At 71.2% G+C, this 14,361-nt stretch carries 20 protein-coding genes, 1 tRNA gene and 1 pseudogene; 20 read left to right on the top strand and 2 right to left on the bottom strand.

All coding sequences use genetic code 11. The features are described from left to right. Nucleotides 1-115: 115 nt before the first annotated feature. From JM949_RS07820 to JM949_RS07805, 4 genes and pseudogenes are all read left to right on the top strand, one after another. Nucleotides 116-2,232: pseudogene (locus JM949_RS07820) on the top strand (MMPL family transporter). Further along, on the top strand, nucleotides 2,222-3,457 hold the full coding sequence (locus tag JM949_RS07815) for an NAD(P)/FAD-dependent oxidoreductase (RefSeq protein WP_203147765.1): 1,236 nt from the start codon (nucleotides 2,222-2,224) through the stop codon (nucleotides 3,455-3,457). Before JM949_RS07820 ends, JM949_RS07815 begins: the two are co-directional and overlap by 11 nt. Before the next feature lie 121 nt (nucleotides 3,458-3,578). Next, nucleotides 3,579-3,652 (top strand) — tRNA-Ile (locus tag JM949_RS07810). A gap of 251 nt (nucleotides 3,653-3,903) precedes the next feature. Next, complete coding sequence (locus tag JM949_RS07805) at nucleotides 3,904-4,656, top strand: tyrosine-type recombinase/integrase (RefSeq protein WP_309232051.1); 753 nt, start codon at nucleotides 3,904-3,906, stop codon at nucleotides 4,654-4,656. Between the two features lie 20 nt (nucleotides 4,657-4,676). Here the strand turns inward: JM949_RS07805 and JM949_RS07800 are convergent, their stop codons facing one another. Further along, nucleotides 4,677-5,291, bottom strand: a complete 615-nt coding sequence (locus JM949_RS07800) for a hypothetical protein (protein WP_203147764.1) — start codon at nucleotides 5,289-5,291, stop codon at nucleotides 4,677-4,679. A 192-nt stretch (nucleotides 5,292-5,483) separates the two neighbouring features. Continuing rightward, on the bottom strand, nucleotides 5,484-5,930 hold the full coding sequence (locus JM949_RS07795; protein ID WP_203147763.1) for a helix-turn-helix domain-containing protein: 447 nt from the start codon (nucleotides 5,928-5,930) through the stop codon (nucleotides 5,484-5,486). Nucleotides 5,931-6,125: 195 nt separating this feature from the next. On the opposite strand from JM949_RS07795, the gene JM949_RS07790 reads away from it, so the two are divergent. The 16 genes from JM949_RS07790 (at nucleotide 6,126) to JM949_RS07715 (ending at nucleotide 14,337) form a co-directional block, all read left to right on the top strand. Beyond that, nucleotides 6,126-6,383: a helix-turn-helix transcriptional regulator gene (locus JM949_RS07790; RefSeq protein ID WP_203147762.1), complete on the top strand. Its 258-nt coding sequence runs from the start codon at nucleotides 6,126-6,128 to the stop codon at nucleotides 6,381-6,383. After that, nucleotides 6,380-6,625: a hypothetical protein gene (locus tag JM949_RS07785; protein ID WP_203147761.1), complete on the top strand. Its 246-nt coding sequence runs from the start codon at nucleotides 6,380-6,382 to the stop codon at nucleotides 6,623-6,625. Before JM949_RS07790 ends, JM949_RS07785 begins: the two co-directional genes overlap by 4 nt. After that, a complete protein-coding gene (locus JM949_RS07780) occupies nucleotides 6,622-6,834 on the top strand; it encodes a hypothetical protein (RefSeq protein WP_203147760.1) in 213 nt (70 codons plus the stop codon). Before JM949_RS07785 ends, JM949_RS07780 begins: the two co-directional genes overlap by 4 nt. 69 nt (nucleotides 6,835-6,903) lie before the next feature. After that, nucleotides 6,904-7,410: a hypothetical protein gene (locus tag JM949_RS07775; RefSeq protein WP_203147759.1), complete on the top strand. Its 507-nt coding sequence runs from the start codon at nucleotides 6,904-6,906 to the stop codon at nucleotides 7,408-7,410. Next, nucleotides 7,410-7,685, top strand: coding sequence for a hypothetical protein (locus tag JM949_RS07770; RefSeq protein WP_238432751.1), 276 nt, complete (start codon nucleotides 7,410-7,412; stop codon nucleotides 7,683-7,685). The genes JM949_RS07775 and JM949_RS07770 overlap by 1 nt, the downstream gene beginning before the upstream one ends. Beyond that, nucleotides 7,682-8,056 (top strand): hypothetical protein, encoded by a 375-nt coding sequence (locus JM949_RS07765; protein ID WP_203147758.1) that lies wholly within the window; start codon nucleotides 7,682-7,684, stop codon nucleotides 8,054-8,056. The genes JM949_RS07770 and JM949_RS07765 overlap by 4 nt, the downstream gene beginning before the upstream one ends. Next, entirely contained in the window at nucleotides 8,053-8,382 is a 330-nt protein-coding gene (locus JM949_RS07760; RefSeq protein WP_203147757.1) for a hypothetical protein, read from the top strand. The genes JM949_RS07765 and JM949_RS07760 overlap by 4 nt, the downstream gene beginning before the upstream one ends. Next, nucleotides 8,379-8,669, top strand: coding sequence for a WhiB family transcriptional regulator (locus JM949_RS07755; RefSeq protein WP_203147756.1), 291 nt, complete (start codon nucleotides 8,379-8,381; stop codon nucleotides 8,667-8,669). Before JM949_RS07760 ends, JM949_RS07755 begins: the two co-directional genes overlap by 4 nt. Then, nucleotides 8,666-9,958 carry a hypothetical protein gene (locus JM949_RS07750; RefSeq protein WP_203147755.1) on the top strand — a complete coding sequence of 431 codons (1,293 nt, stop codon included), beginning with the start codon at nucleotides 8,666-8,668 and terminating at the stop codon, nucleotides 9,956-9,958. The genes JM949_RS07755 and JM949_RS07750 overlap by 4 nt, the downstream gene beginning before the upstream one ends. Further along, complete coding sequence (locus JM949_RS07745) at nucleotides 9,955-11,568, top strand: UvrD-helicase domain-containing protein (protein WP_203147754.1); 1,614 nt, start codon at nucleotides 9,955-9,957, stop codon at nucleotides 11,566-11,568. The genes JM949_RS07750 and JM949_RS07745 overlap by 4 nt, the downstream gene beginning before the upstream one ends. Next, a complete protein-coding gene (locus JM949_RS07740) occupies nucleotides 11,561-11,851 on the top strand; it encodes a hypothetical protein (protein ID WP_309232050.1) in 291 nt (96 codons plus the stop codon). The genes JM949_RS07745 and JM949_RS07740 overlap by 8 nt, the downstream gene beginning before the upstream one ends. After that, entirely contained in the window at nucleotides 11,851-12,078 is a 228-nt protein-coding gene (locus JM949_RS07735) for a hypothetical protein (RefSeq protein ID WP_203147753.1), read from the top strand. Before JM949_RS07740 ends, JM949_RS07735 begins: the two co-directional genes overlap by 1 nt. Nucleotides 12,079-12,107: 29 nt before the next feature. Next, the gene (locus JM949_RS07730) at nucleotides 12,108-12,278 is read left to right on the top strand and encodes a hypothetical protein (protein WP_203147752.1); all 171 of its coding nucleotides are present in this window, start codon (nucleotides 12,108-12,110) and stop codon (nucleotides 12,276-12,278) included. Then, nucleotides 12,275-12,673 (top strand): hypothetical protein, encoded by a 399-nt coding sequence (locus JM949_RS07725; protein ID WP_203147751.1) that lies wholly within the window; start codon nucleotides 12,275-12,277, stop codon nucleotides 12,671-12,673. The genes JM949_RS07730 and JM949_RS07725 overlap by 4 nt, the downstream gene beginning before the upstream one ends. Next, a complete protein-coding gene (locus tag JM949_RS07720; RefSeq protein ID WP_203147750.1) occupies nucleotides 12,670-13,497 on the top strand; it encodes a DUF5131 family protein in 828 nt (275 codons plus the stop codon). The genes JM949_RS07725 and JM949_RS07720 overlap by 4 nt, the downstream gene beginning before the upstream one ends. A 75-nt stretch (nucleotides 13,498-13,572) precedes the next feature. Further along, nucleotides 13,573-14,337, top strand: a complete 765-nt coding sequence (locus JM949_RS07715) for a hypothetical protein (RefSeq protein ID WP_203147749.1) — start codon at nucleotides 13,573-13,575, stop codon at nucleotides 14,335-14,337. The last annotated feature ends 24 nt before the right edge of the window (nucleotides 14,338-14,361 follow it).

Below are 14,361 nucleotides of genomic sequence, written 5' to 3'. Positions count from 1 at the left end.
CGGGTGGAGTGGGTGGGTTCGGGGTGCTTGGGGGCTGGTGGCCCGGCAGGATGGTCGCTGTCGACCGAGGCTTGCGCTGAGTCGATTCACGCGTCGATCCATGGGGTGAGTGCGGATGTCCGGACGAGGCGGCCGGGTCACGCTGATCGCGGTGGCGGTGGTGCTGGCCTGGCTGGTGATCGGCGCCGTGGCCGGCCCCTACTCGGGGCGTCTCAGCGAGGTCGCCACCAACGACAACGCCGCCTTCCTGCCCACCGACGCCGAGGCGACCCGCGCCCAGGACCTCGCCGGCCGGTTCGTCGACAGGCAGACCATCCCGGCTCTGGTGGTCTACGAACGGCGTCCGGCATCACCGACGCCGACCGGCAACGGGTGACCGCCGACGCCGCCCGGTTCGCCCAGATCCCCGGCGTGGTCACCCCGCTGCCCCCGCCGATCCCCAGTCAGGACGGCCAGGCACTCCAGGTCGTCGTACCGGTGGACGACGCCGAGGGCGAGGAGATCGGCGCGGTCGTCGAACAACTCCGCGAGCGCACCGGCGGCGACCGGGACGGGCTCACCGTGGACGTCGCCGGCCCGGCCGGCCTGCTGGCCGACCTGATCGAGGTGTTCTCCGCCATCGACGGGCCACTGCTGCTGGTCACCCTGGTCGTGGTGCTGATCATCCTGCTGGTCGTCTACCGCAGCCCGGTGCTCTGGATCTTCCCGCTGCTCGCCGCCGGGATGTCGTACGCCCTCGCCTCGGTCTTCGTCTACCTGCTCGCCGACGCGGACGTGGTCAAGCTCAACGGGCAGGCCCAGGGCATCCTCACCGTGCTGGTCTTCGGCGCCGGCACCGACTACGCGCTGCTGCTCATCGCCCGCTACCGGGAGGAGCTGCACCGCCACGTCCGCCCCTGGGACGCCATGCGCGCCGCCTGGAGAGGCGCCGCACCGGCCATCATCGCCTCCGGTGGCACTGTCATCGTCAGCCTGCTCTGCCTGCTGCTGTCCAGCCTCAACTCCAACCGGGCGCTCGGCCCGGTCGCCGCCACCGGCATCGCCGCCACCCTGCTGGTCATGCTCACCTTCCTGCCCGCGCTGCTGGTGCTCGGCGGCCGGTGGGCGTTCTGGCCGCGCCGGCCCCGGGAGGACCAGGCCGACCCCCGGGCCGAGCACGGCATCTGGAGCCGGGTCGCCGGCTTCGTGGCCCGGCACGCCCGGCCGATCTGGCTGAGCACCGCCGTCGTGCTGGCAGTGCTCACCCTCGGCCTCACCCAGCTCGGCACCACCACCCTCGGCCAGTCCGACCTGTTCACCCAGCGCACCGACTCGGTGGACGGTCAGGAGGTGATCTCCCGGCACTACCCGGCCGGCACCGGCAGCCCAGCCACCATCTTCAGCACCGAGCAGACCGCCCAGCAGGTCGCCCAGGTGGCGCGGGGCGTGCCCGGCGTCGCCGAGGTCCGCCCGCTTCCCGCCGGTCCGCAGACCGGACCACCCGATCCGGGGGCCGCACCGAAGGTCGTCGACGGGCGGGTGCAGCTGGAGGCGACCCTGGCCGACCCGCCGGACAGCGACGGTGCCGAGCGGACCATCCGTGAGCTGCGGGTCGCCGTCCACCGGGTACCCGACGCGGACGCGGTGGTCGGCGGCTTCACCGCGATCAACGTGGACACCTCGGACGCCGCCAAGCGCGACCAGAACGTCATCATCCCGGTGGTGCTGGTGGTCATCGCGGTGATCCTGGCCCTGCTGCTGCGGGCACTGCTCGCGCCGGTGCTGCTGATCGCCACCGTGCTGCTCAGCTTCGCCGCGACCCTCGGCCTCTGCGCGCTGCTGTTCCGGCACGTCCTCGACTTCCCCGGCGTCGACTCGTCGTTCCCGCTGTTCGCGTTCGTCTTCCTGGTCGCGCTCGGCATCGACTACAACATCTTCCTGATGAGCCGGGTCCGGGAGGAGTCCGTCAAGCGGGGCACCCGGGCCGGGGTGCTCGCCGGCCTCGCCGTCACCGGCGGGGTGATCACCTCCGCCGGCATCGTGCTCGCCGCGACCTTCTCCGCCCTCGCCGTCCTGCCCCTGGTGGTGCTCGTCGAGCTGGGTACCGCTGTCGCGATCGGGGTACTGATCGACACCATCATCGTCCGGTCGTTGCTGGTGCCCGCGCTCGCGTACGACATCGGGCCGAGGATCTGGTGGCCGGGCCGGTTGTCCCGGACGAACGGTGAGCGGGAGGCGCGCGGTGCTGGCTGAAACCGATGTGGTCATCGTCGGCGGTGGCCTGGCCGGCCTCGCCGCCGCCCGCCGGCTGCACCGCGCCGGCGTGCCCTGGCGGCTGCTGGAGGCCGGCGACCGCCTCGGCGGTCGGGTGGCCACCGACGTGGTCGACGGCTACCTGATCGACCGGGGCTTCCAGGTGCTCAACACCGCCTACCCCCGGCTCGGCACGCTGCTCGACACCGACCGGCTGCACCTCGGGTACTTCACCTCCGGGGTGCTGGTGCGCAAGGGCGACGACCTGCTGCGGCTGGTCAACCCGCTGCGCGAGCCGACCGGCGGGCCACGCACCGCGCTCGCCGGAATCGGTACCCTGCTCGACCGGCTGCGCTTCGCGGCGCTCGCCACCGGCTGCGCCACAGTGCCCCCGTCCCGGCTGCTCGCCGCGCCGGAGACCACCGCCGAGACGGCACTGCGCCGCGCCGGCCTCTCCGACGCCATCATCGAGGAGCTGCTGCGGCCGTTCCTCTCCGGCGTGTTCATCGACCGGGAGCTGTCCACCTCCAGCCACGTGCTGGCGATGGTGCTGCGGTCCTTCGCCCGCGGCCGGATCGGCCTGCCCGCCGAGGGCATGGCCGCACTGCCCCGGACCATCGCCGACCCGCTCCCCGTCGACCTGCTCGACCTGGACACCCCGGTCGCCGAGGTCAACCCGGGCCGGGTCCGCACCCAGGCCGGCGAGATCCGCTGCCGGGCCGTCGTGGTCGCCGTCGACCCACCCGCCGCGTCCGCGCTGCTACCGGCCCTGACGACGGTACGGATGCACAGCTACACCACCTACCACAGCACGCCCGAGCCGCCGCTGAGCGAGCCGATCCTGCTGGTCGACGGGGATCGGCGGGAGATCGTGGCGAACACTGTGGTGCTCAGCAACGCCGTGCCGACCTACGCGCCGACCGGACGCCACCTCGTGGCCACCTCGGTGGTCGGCCCGACCGCCCCACCCGAGCCGACCATCCGGGCCGAGTTGACCCGGCTGTACGGCCGGTCCACCGCCGACTGGGCCCACCTCACCACTGTTGCCGTGCCACAGGCGCTGCCCGCCGCGCCGCCACCACAGGGACGGCTGCGCAAGCCGGTGGCGATGGGCAACGGCCTGTTCGTGGCCGGTGACCACCGGGACAGCCCATCTATCCAGGGCGCGCTCAGCAGCGGCTGGCGCGCCGCCGGCGCGGTGCTGGCGGAGCTGCGCGGCGGCTGACCGTCGGAACCGAGCACGCTGTTATATTCCTGTAGCCCATCGTGCTGGCGCAGGCGTGGGCGCCGGCCGGCTCGGTGCTGGCTGGTGATCGCCGAGCGGGATAAGATCCGGCGCGGTGTTCGGGGCGGTAGCTCAGCCGGTTAGAGCAGGGGACTCATAATCCTCCGGTCCTGGGTTCAAGTCCCAGTCGCCCCACTACCAGCGTAAACAGAGATCGGATCGACCTCTGAGGGTTGCCACAGCGGTAGTGCACCGGAGTATTCTCCCGGAATCGCGTTAGCGCTGTAGCCACCCCGGGAGGCCCCTCACGTGGACGCCAACAAGCTGCACATCGCATCCTACGAGCGGTACCACCGAGCCCGGCGCACCTCCCCAGAGACCATCAAGAGCTACTCCACCACTCTGCGGCAGCTCGGCGACTTCCGGCCCGGCCTCGACCTGGCGACGTGTCCCGAGAGGACTTGGAGGAGTTCCTCATCGCCGCCCAGGAATCCGGCAACTCCAGCGCCACCGTCCACAAGAAGTTCCGCAACCTGCGCGCCTTCTACCGGTGGTGCGAGGTCGAGGAGATCGTCGACAAGAACCCGATGGCCCGCATCGCCGAGCCGATGGTGACGAGCAAGCCGGTGCCGGTCGTCCCGGACGACCAGATCGCCGCACTGCTCAAGGCGTGCTCGGGGAAGGACTTCACCGCCCGGCGCGACACCGCCATGATCCGGCTCTGGTGCGAGGCCGGCTCACCGCGGGTGTCCGAGATGGTCGGCGTCACCCTGGAGCGCCTCGACATGCGCCACGACCAGGTGACCGTGCACGGCAAGGGCGACAAGATCCGCACCATCCCGTTCGGAGCGAAGACCGGCCAGGCCATCGACCGGTACCTCCGGGTGCGGTCACGACACCGCGACGCCGGCCGCCTCGACGCGCTGTGGCTCGCCGAGCGCGGCGGCGCTCTCACCTCGTCGGGCGCCTACCAGATGCTTGAGCGCCGCTGCGAAGACGCGCAGATCCCGAAGATCAACCCTCACAAGCTGCGGCACCTAGCCGCACACCTCTGGGCAGACGCCGGCGGCAGCGAGGGCGACGCGATGGCCCTGTTCGGGTGGTCGTCGTCGGAGATGCCCCGCCGGTACGGCCGGTCGGCGCAGGTGGAGCGGGCGCAAAGAGCGGCCCGCCGGGTATCCCAGGCGGACCGCTTCTAGGGCAGACAGTGACCTAGCCTCTACCTCTCCGGAGGTACGACGTACAGGCCGGACGCGGACCGGTTGCCGTTGACGGCCTGGCGCACGTTCAGTTCGGCGTCCGCGTCGGCCACACCGATGACGTCGATCATGTCTCGGCGGACCGCGGCCATATCCTCGGCGATCGAGCGGAGGAGCTGCACCTGTTCGAGCTGCCGGTTGGCGTAGTCGTTGAACCGGCGCGCCAGGTGGTCTTGGCGGCGGTACAGCTCTAGTTGGCGGTTCTGCATCGTCTCGTTGCTCACCCGCAGGGAGCGGATGCAGCGGACGAGCCTGTCGCGGCAGGCGATCAGGACCGCGCCGATCCAGGCGCCAAGGCAGCCAGCGCGGAGCGAGCCCATCGCGTTTTCGCTGACGACGTCGGAATTCCGAACCTCCTCGATGACCGTTAGCACGATGACGGCCAGCAGGAGCGGCACCGCTATGAAGAGCGCGCTCGCCAGGAGGCCGGACATCGTCCATGTGGCGGGCTCGGGGGTCGCGTAGACGCCTGGGGCCGAGCCGGGCGAGAGGCGGATTTCTCCGGTGTCGGCGTCGATGGCTCGTGTGTGGTCTTCGGGGTCCCGCCGCTGGGACTGCCCCGTTGTGCTTGTCATCGGTGCGTGCCTCCGAGAGGTGATGGGGAGAGAGTGGCCTGGTGGGGCCACCGCCTTAACGGGACCTTAACGATGATGTTTCTCACGCGAAAGACCGATGAGGATGAAAGATCCCCACGTCAATCAACTCAGCCGAACGGATGAGTCACCGAGGGTCACGGCTGGTCGAATGGTTGACGGCCGTTCAGGCGGTCAAGACGCGCGGCGGCGGCTCTTCGTCTTCATCGCCCGCCGGTACGGCTCCAGGTAGCGGTCGAAGAACCCTTCGATCTCCGAGCGTTCGGCCGCCGTCAGGGGCGAGTCTTCGGCGAGCATCGCGTCCAGCTCTCGGGCGAGCGGGTGGCCGAGCACTTCCGGGGCCTCGGGCGCGGACTCCATGCCCAGGTCCTCAGCGCGGACTCGGCAGGCGAGCACGAGCAACTCGGGGAGCGGAGCTTTGATCACCGGCGCGAGTTTCTCGAGGCTGCTCACCGAGGGCTGTTCGGTGCCGGCGAACCACTTGGAGTAGACCGAAGGCTTGGTGCCCGTGGCGCGGGAGATGTCAGCCACGCGCTGGAGACCGGCGTCGGCGTTGGCCGCGTGCTGCAAGACGTAAGCGCGGAGGGCTGCTCCTGCGGCGGGTCCCCACGTGGTGCTCACGTGCACGAACCCTAGGCCATTTCGTACGCGAAAGCGAGAAACGGCCCTACCTAACGGGGGACGTGGGTTTACCCGTCCGCATGGTGTTTCGAGCATGCACGCAACCCTATCTAACAGTTTCGCGCCCGAAAGTCATCCGAATGGATGAGGCCGGTCGTGTTGCGTTCGCGAAGCCACAGCGCTAGCGTCAGTTTCGTGCTCGAAACACAAGGAACGCAGCAGGCAGGACGACCCCGCGTCGTCCTCCTCGTCGACGAGTTCGACCGCATCACCACCGCGCTCGGCCTGCTCACCGACGCCGGACGGGCCGCGTTTCTGGGCGTCAGCCCCGCCGCACTCAGCAAGATCCGGAACGGGGTCAACACGCCGAGCGCGGACTTCATCGCCGCCGTACGCACAGCGCTACCCGCCGTGCCGTACGAGCGCCTGTTCACGGAAAGGCCGACGACATGACTCCCTCCGCCGCCGGCAAGATCGGTGCCCACACGAAGTGGGGGAGGACCCCCGACCGCAAGGCCGCCACCGAACCCGCCCGCAAGGCCGCCGCCTCGAAATGGCTGGCCGAGGTCCGGGCCGAGTTCCCCGACCTCGACGCGGCCACCCAGCAGCAGCTGGCGGACAGCCGGCGGCGGGCGCACATGACCCGCATCGCCCGGCTGCCCCGGCCGCGCCGGAAGGCTCGGCCCGCCGCATGAACCGCCGCCTGTTCCTCGCCGGCCTGGAGCACACCGTCCGGGCCGCCATCTACAGCGCCTTGGCGGTGGTCCTGCTCGGGGCCGCGACCGCGAAGCCCCCGGCGAAGCCGCTGGAGCTGCGGTGGCGGACGGCAACGGAGCAGGAGGAGCGGGAGTACGAGCGGCAGCACCTGGCCGACGTGCTCAACGAGGTCGCCCAGCACCCCTGACGTAAGCAGCCCCCGGCCGCAGCCACGGCCGAGGGCACCGATCCGGACCAACCCAAGCAAGGAGTCCAGATGCACCCGCAGAGTACCGAACCGCAGAGCCCCAACCCGACCCCGACGCCCGGCCCGTCGTATTTCAAGGCCGTCGACGACCTCCAGGCGGCCATGGGTGAGCTGATCTCCCGCTGCCACGACGACCCGCGCGGCTGGATCGCCAACGCCGCCGCCAAGTCGGGGGCGTTGGCCGCCGAGCAGAACAAGCTCGCGCCGACCAAGCCGGACGTGCGGCAGCAGCTCGCCGCCCACCTGCACCGCATCGCCGACGACATCGTCTCTCAGCAGCTCCCGCTCTATGAGCTGCTGTCCGCACGCCTGAGCCTCGGGGTGCTCGACAGTCGCGCCGACCTCCAGCGGTGGGCCGATTACCTCGGTACCGAGATCGCCGAGGACGGCGGGACCGACGACAACATCCCGCACATCGAGCACAAGACCCTGTTCGACGACACGGAGTGGGGGCCGTGGCTGAGCGTCCAGGCGCAGATCAACCCGGACGCGGACCGCACCGAGGCCGGTGCGTGATGACGCTGCCGACCACGAACATCCCGCCGTCCGGCCCGAACACCGGCGGCAACGACCCGCAGGCGTGGCCCGCGACCGCGATCACCGTCCCGGACCTCCCGTGCGGGCACCTGCCCGGCGATGGCTGCACCGTCGCCTGCGACTACTGGACCGGTGTCGCCTGGGGTGAGTACCACTCGCCGGACGCGTACCTGGTCGACGGGGTGTTCACGATCCCGTCGCACGCCCCCGGCCTGCTGCCGGTGACCGATCCGGCCCTGCGGGGTGCGGCGTGAAGGCCGCCGTCGTGATCCTGCTGCTCGTCTGCGTGCTGCTGGCCCGCGCGTACTGGGTGGCCTGCCGCAAGATCGACCGCCGCGACACGGCCATCGCCGAACGCGACGCGCTGATCGTCGGCCGTGACGCGCAGATCGCGTCCCTTCGCGCCGAGCTGACTCTGACCCAGCAGGCGTGCGACCGGCAGACGGTCAAGGCCCGCCACATGCTCCACCAGGCCCAGGGCTACCGGGCCGAGGTGACCCGCCTGTCCGCCCGGGTCGCGGAGCTGCGCGACCAGGTCGACGGCGGTCGGGAACCGACCTTGACCGAGGAGTTCCTCGCCTGGCTGGCCGAGGAGCCCATCACGTACCCGGAGGACCAGCGATGAACCTCGACGCCATCGCGGCCGCGCTCCACACCGCCATGCCCGTCCTCGCCGCCGTCGTCTACCCGCCGCTGCTCATCACCGCCGGAGTCAGCGCCTGGTACCGCAGCCTCCCCGACCCCGAGGTCCGCACCACCGCACCGAAGCCGGCCACCGCCGACGCAGGCCTGCGCCGGTTGCGTCAGGACATCGACGGACCCACCCAGGTCATCCGCCGCAGCCTCCCCGACGCCGGTGCGCCCATCTACGCCGAACTGTCCGCCCGCCACACCGCCGAGCAGTGGCTGCGGGAGCTGGGCCAGCGCGCCCACCGGGAGGTGTCGGCATGAGCAACAAGCACCTGCGGGTCATCCGCAGCGACGAAGCCCTCCAGGTTGCCCCGGTCGACACCGGTGGCCGGTGGGAAGACCGCGGCCTCTGCCGCCAGGTCGACAGCGAGATCTTCTTCCCGGACAAGGGCGAGTCGACCCGCCCCGCCAAGAGCATCTGTGCCCGCTGCGAAGTCCAGACCGAGTGCCTGGAGGCCGCGATGCGCCGCAACGAGCCGTTCGGCGTGTGGGGCGGCCTGTCCGAGCGCGAGCGCCGCGCCATGAGACGAAAGAAGGCAGCAGCGTGACCGCCCTGAAGACCCGCCCGCCGACCGGCCGCGTGCCGTGGCCCCTCATCCTCATCGAGGGCGGCGAGAAAGCCGGCAAGTCCTGGATGATCGCCGAGCTGTCCGCATCGCCGAAGGTCGGCCAGACCTACTGGATCGACCTCGGCGAGGGCGCCGCCGACGAGTACGGCGCGATCCCCGGAGCCCGGTACGAGGTCGTTGACCACGATGGAACGTTCGCCGACATCCTCGGCCAGGTCGAAGCCGCCAAGGCCGAGGCCGCCCGCGTCGCCGCCGCCAAGCAGCCCCCCGTCGTGCTGGGAATCGACTCCGGCACGTTGGAGTGGGACCTGCTTAAGGGCATCGCCGACGCCAAGGCGCGAGCCCGGCTTGCGAAGCGGGGCAAGCAGGTAGCCCCGGACGCCGAGCCGCAGATCTCGATGGACCTCTGGAACGAGATCAACGCCAAGCACCGTCGGCTCATGACGCACCTGATGACCTTCCCCGGGATCGTCGTGATCACTGCCCGGGGCAAGGAGGTGGCGGCTCTCGACACCAGCGGTCGGCCCGTCGAGGGCAGCAAGGAGTACAAGGTCGAGGGTCAGAAGAACCTCGCCTTCGATGCCACGGTCTGGATCCGGGTATCCCGGGATCACCCGCCGATGGTCGTCGGAGCCCGGTCGGTCCACGCGGGTGTCCGGCCCGGTGTCGACCGGCCTCGGCCGGTCCCGGGGCTGACGCTGGAGAAGGTCGTCTTCGACATCCTGAAGTGCGACCCGGAGACCGCGCACGTGCGGGACCTGGTGTCGCTGTCGACCGAGGACGACTCGGCCGGCCAGGGCGTCGACGAGCGTCCGGTTTCCGGGCCGCCCGCCGCACGCCCGGTCTCGGGTCCGCCGGCCGCGCTGTCCGCAGCCGCGACCGGACTCCTCACCGACTTGGAGCAGGCCAAGGACGAGACCGGACTGCGCCGGGTGTGGAACGCCGCCGGAGAGGCCGCCAAGGAGGGCCGGATCAACCAGGCCGAACTGGAGCACTTGCGTGGTCAGTGGCGGGTGCGCAAGGAGCACCTGATCCCGTCCAACCCGGCCACCGAGCCGCAGCACAAGAAGATCCACGCCCTGTGCAAGGAGGCCGGCCTCGACGACCGGGACACCCGACTGCTGTTCCTGTCGGACGTCACCCGCCGCGAGATCGACACACAGCGGCGGCTGAGCCTCGACGAGGCCAAGCAGGTCATCGACCGCCTGGAGTCGGCCGCCGCGCAGAACAACCCGCCCGCCGACCAGGAAGGCCAGGCAGCCGCATGAGCTACGACCCGACTCCCGAACAGCAGGCCATCATCGACGCGGCCCGCACCGGCGACGACCTCACCATCATGGCCGGCGCCGGCACCGGCAAGACGAGCACCCTGAAGATGCTCGCCCGCGACGCCGGCCGCCGCCGCGGCGCGTACCTCGCCTACAACAAAAGCATCGCGACCGACGCGGCGAAGGAGTTCCCGTCGTCCGTCACGTGCAAAACCGCGCACTCCTTCGCCTACGGCGCGGTCGGCCGCAACTTCGCCCACCGCCTCAACGGGCCCCGAGTGCCCGCCCGGCAGGCCGCGATCATCCTCGGCCTGAACGAGCCGGTGAAGGTCGGCGAGACGATGCTCGCCCCACAGCAGCTCGCCCGGCTGGTCTCCGAAACCATCCAGCGGTTCTGCTACTCCGACGACCGGCAGATCCAGCGGATGAACGTCCCGCTGGTCAACGGCCTCGACCGCGCCGGACAGGCCGAGCTCGCGAAGTACCTCGTCCCGATCGCCCAGGAAGCCTGGGACACCGACCTAACCCAGCGCGACGGGCAGCTCCGCTTCACGCACGACTGCTACCTGAAGATGTGGATCCTCACCGACCCGCAGATCCACGCCGACTACGTCCTGCTGGACGAGGCGCAGGACTCCAACCCGGCCGTCGCCGGCCTCGTCTCCCGGCAGCCGGCGCAGCGGATCCTCGTCGGCGACAGCTCCCAGGCCATCTACGGGTGGCGGGGGGCAACGGACGCGATGGCCTCGTTCGCCGGGCGCCGCTTCCACCTGTCGCAGTCGTTCCGCTTCGGACCCGCGGTCGCCGCCGAGGCCAACAAGTGGCTCGACGTCCTCGACGCTCCGCTGCGGCTGACGGGGTACGAGCAGATCCCGTCGCGGGTTGAGTACGCGCCCGACCCGGACGCCGTGCTGTGCCGCTCCAACGGGGGCGCGATCGTCCGCGTTATCGACGCCCTCAGTCAGGGCCGGCGGGCCGCGCTGGTCGGCGGCGGGTCCGACATTCGGCGGATGGCCGAGGCTGCCCAGCGGTTGCAGGCCGGCCTGCCCACCGACCATCCGGAGCTGTTTGCGTTCCGCACCTGGCGGGAGGTTCAGGAGTACGTCGAGATGGACTCGACTGGCTCCGATCTGCGGGTGTTCGTGCGGCTGATCGACCGGCACGGGTCGCACGAGGTGATGCGGGTGTGTGACGCCCTGGTCGAGGAGCGGCACGCGGACGTGATCGTGTCGACCGCGCACAAGGCGAAGGGCCGCGAGTGGGGCTCGGTGCTGATTGCGGACGACTTCCCGGAGCCGCGGGCGGAGGAGGGCGAGGAGGTCCGGGTCGCCCGCGATGAGGCGATGCTGGCGTACGTCGCGGTGACCCGGGCGCAGCGGGTGTTGGACCGGTCGGGGCTGGCGTGGATCGACCGGTACGCGGTCGGTACCCCGGCGCCGGTGGTGGCGAAGGTGCACCCGCCGGAGGCGACCCTCTCGGAAGCGCCGGATCCGCTCGCCGAGGAGGTGCCGCCAGCTGGCTGCTCGGGTCAGCGGCCGTGCTTCCTGTGCGACCCGAGCGTTCTCGAGACCTGGCCGGCCCCGGTCACCGCCGGAGCCAACCGTGGCTGACGTCATCACCTTCCCCGGGGCCGGCGTTCGCCGGCCGGCCCCGGCGCGGCCGGCGCTGCCGATGCCCGACCGGGACGCCATGGGGGAGCGGTACGTCGCGTACTGCGAGGCCCGCGACACCCCCGGGCGTGAGGCCGAGGCCACGAAGCTGGCCCGCGCGGTCGCTGACGACGTTGCGCAGTGGCGCGATGAGGTCGACCGCATCGAGGCGCTCCGCATCGAGCTGGGCGCCGAGGTGGACCGGCTCCTGGAGGAGAACGACCGGTTGCGGGGCGGTGCGTGATGGCCGACCAGCGACCGGACTACGTCGGCTACTGCGACGAGCACGGCAAACGGCTCTACCCCAGCCGCAAGCAGGCCCGGAAGAAGCTGCGGGAGCACCGCAGCGACAAGGGGATGCGCGAGTACCCCTGCGACCTCGTCGAGGGCCACTGGCACCTCGGGCACCTGCCCCTGGCGGTGGTCGAGGGCCGTAAGACGGCCCGCCAGGTGTACCGGAGACGGGCGTGACGCGCCGCCGCCGAGGCGGGGTCCGGACCGTGCGTCCCCACCCGTACACCCCGTCCACCGTCATCCCCGCGGACCAGCTCGGCGCAAAGCCGTGCATCTGCGGTCGCGCCGAGAAGAACGTCGCGCACGACGCGAGCGCCGTCGCCAAGGTCGACGCCGCCCAAGCCGAACACCTGCGCCGGATCGGAGACGACCAGTGAGCCTCGACGGCTACGCCGACCGTCTCGCCGCCGTCGCTGCCGAGCTGGTCGTGAGGGTCCGCGACGAAGGGCCCGACGACAACGCCGCCTGGCTGGCCGCCGCCCTGCCTGACCCGGCCGCCCGTGAGCACCTGCTGTACGTCCTGGCCGCCGCCGTCCCGGACGACCGGCCGTGGACGGACCTGACCGCCTGGGCGGTCGAGCGGCGGCTGAAGCCGCACGGCACGCAGGCCGCCGCCGCCCGGCACCGCTACCGGCGGGAGGACCTGTGCGAGGAGTGCCGGGACGCCGAGCGCGTCCGGGACAAGCTCCGCAAGCGCGCACAGCGGGCCCGCGCCCGCACCGCCACCTGCACCACTTCCCGTTCCGCCGCCACCGAGGAGAAAGCCGCATGAGCACCGCGATCGAGTGGACCGAGGAGACCTGGAACCCGACCACCGGGTGCGACCGAATCTCCGACGGCTGCGACAACTGCTATGCACTGACCCTGGCCAAGCGGCTAAAGGGCATGGGGTCGGCGAAGTACCAGACCGACGGCGACCCCCGTACCAGCGGCCCCGGCTTCGGCATCGCGACCCACGCCGACGCGCTGACGATCCCGCTGAGCTGGCGCAAGCCCCGGACCGTGTTCGTCAACTCGATGTCCGACCTGTTCCACGCCCGGGTGCCGGCCACTTTCGTCGCTCGTGTCTTCGCGGTCATGGCGGCCACCCCGCAGCACACCTACCAGGTGCTCACCAAGCGGCCCGAGCGGATGCTGCGGCTCGTCGGCGAGGAAATCGACGGCGGAGTCGCCCTGATGGAGGCGGCGGAGGCTGCCGGCTTCGAGAGCGTGTCAACCGCCCTCTACGAGGCCCCGTGGCCGCTCCCCAACGTCTGGCTCGGGACCTCCATCGAGTCGGACGACCGCACCGGCCGGGCGTGCGCTCTCCGCAGCACGAACGCCGCCGTCCGGTTCATCTCCGCCGAGCCGCTGCTCGGGCCGCTCCCGTCGCTCGACCTGACCGGCATCGCCTGGCTCATCGCCGGAGGTGAGTCCGGCCCCGGCGCCCGACCGATGGACCCGGCCTGGGTGCGGGACCTCCGCGACCGCTGCCAGGCCTCCGGTACCGCCTTCTTCTTCAAGCAGTGGGGCGGACGCACTCCGAAGGCCAACGGCCGCGAGCTGGACGGGCGGACCTGGGACGAGTACCCGACCCGGACCGCTGTCGCCGCCTGACCGGACCGGCCGGGCCTCACCACGGGGCCCGGCCGCCCACCTCAACAGACCGCACAACAGTCAGGAGCCGACCCAGTGGGTGCACGCCTGGTCTCCCTGGTCCTCGCCAGGTGGACACATCTTCCCGACCGCGCCTTCCGCGTGGTCGTGAAGATGGCGCACACCGCCCTGGACGAGCCCAGCGAGGGCAAGCCCGCGGCGATCTACTTCGCCGGCCGGGATCCGCTGATCGCGGTGCTGCGCAGCGAGCGCGGAGGAGACCGGGACACCCTCGACCGCACCCTGAAGCGCGCCATCGGTGACCTGATCAAGGACATGGCCGTCGAGCGGGTCTCCGCCGGCCGCGCGGGGAGCAACGCGGTGTACCGGCTGACCCTCCTCAACACGCCCGCTTCCATCGGTGTCCGTCCATGCACCGTGGAGATCCAGGGGGACACCGGCGGTCCGGTTAGGGGGACCGCCGGTGTCCCCCCTAGGAACCAAGAGGAACCACTAGAGGAACCACGGGAGGAAGAAAGGCGCACGGTCCTCCCGGTCGACCTGGCCGTAGTTACCACTGGGGGCACGCTGCCCCCAGACCCCCTGCGCCCCCAAGATCCCAAAACCGGGGATCTTGGGAACGAGTCGGAAAGCGCAACCTCTGACGGCGGAGATCAACCACCTCAGCCCGACACCGCAACTCACGACCGCGCGCGCGAAACGCCGCACCTCCGGCTCGTCCAGCCCGCCAGCCGCGGATTCGGGTTCTGCCTCGCCTGCCACGCCGACGGTCACGTCACCCTCGCCGCCGACCCCGTCAACGGCGACGCCTGCCTCACGCACATCCGGAACGCGTCGTGATCGCCCCCGTCTTCCACCTGCCCC

Source organism: Micromonospora tarensis (genome assembly GCF_016803395.1).
Lineage (GTDB): Bacteria > Actinomycetota > Actinomycetes > Mycobacteriales > Micromonosporaceae > Micromonospora > Micromonospora tarensis.
This window is presented reverse-complemented; position numbering and strand designations above follow the sequence as displayed.

What these genes read in the sequence shown, in the direction of transcription:
- JM949_RS07780 (WP_203147760.1), top strand. Translation starts at nt 6,622, where the DNA reads ATGAACCGCCGCCTGTTCCTCGCCGGCCTGGAGCACACCGTCCGGGCC.
- JM949_RS07785 (WP_203147761.1), top strand. Translation starts at nt 6,380, where the DNA reads ATGACTCCCTCCGCCGCCGGCAAGATCGGTGCCCACACGAAGTGGGGG.
- JM949_RS07775 (WP_203147759.1), top strand. Translation starts at nt 6,904, where the DNA reads ATGCACCCGCAGAGTACCGAACCGCAGAGCCCCAACCCGACCCCGACG.
- JM949_RS07760 (WP_203147757.1), top strand. Translation starts at nt 8,053, where the DNA reads ATGAACCTCGACGCCATCGCGGCCGCGCTCCACACCGCCATGCCCGTC.
- JM949_RS07770 (WP_238432751.1), top strand. Translation starts at nt 7,410, where the DNA reads ATGACGCTGCCGACCACGAACATCCCGCCGTCCGGCCCGAACACCGGC.
- JM949_RS07755 (WP_203147756.1), top strand. Translation starts at nt 8,379, where the DNA reads ATGAGCAACAAGCACCTGCGGGTCATCCGCAGCGACGAAGCCCTCCAG.
- JM949_RS07745 (WP_203147754.1), top strand. Translation starts at nt 9,955, where the DNA reads ATGAGCTACGACCCGACTCCCGAACAGCAGGCCATCATCGACGCGGCC.
- JM949_RS07800 (WP_203147764.1), bottom strand. Translation starts at nt 5,291, where the DNA reads ATGACAAGCACAACGGGGCAGTCCCAGCGGCGGGACCCCGAAGACCAC.
- JM949_RS07735 (WP_203147753.1), top strand. Translation starts at nt 11,851, where the DNA reads ATGGCCGACCAGCGACCGGACTACGTCGGCTACTGCGACGAGCACGGC.
- JM949_RS07720 (WP_203147750.1), top strand. Translation starts at nt 12,670, where the DNA reads ATGAGCACCGCGATCGAGTGGACCGAGGAGACCTGGAACCCGACCACC.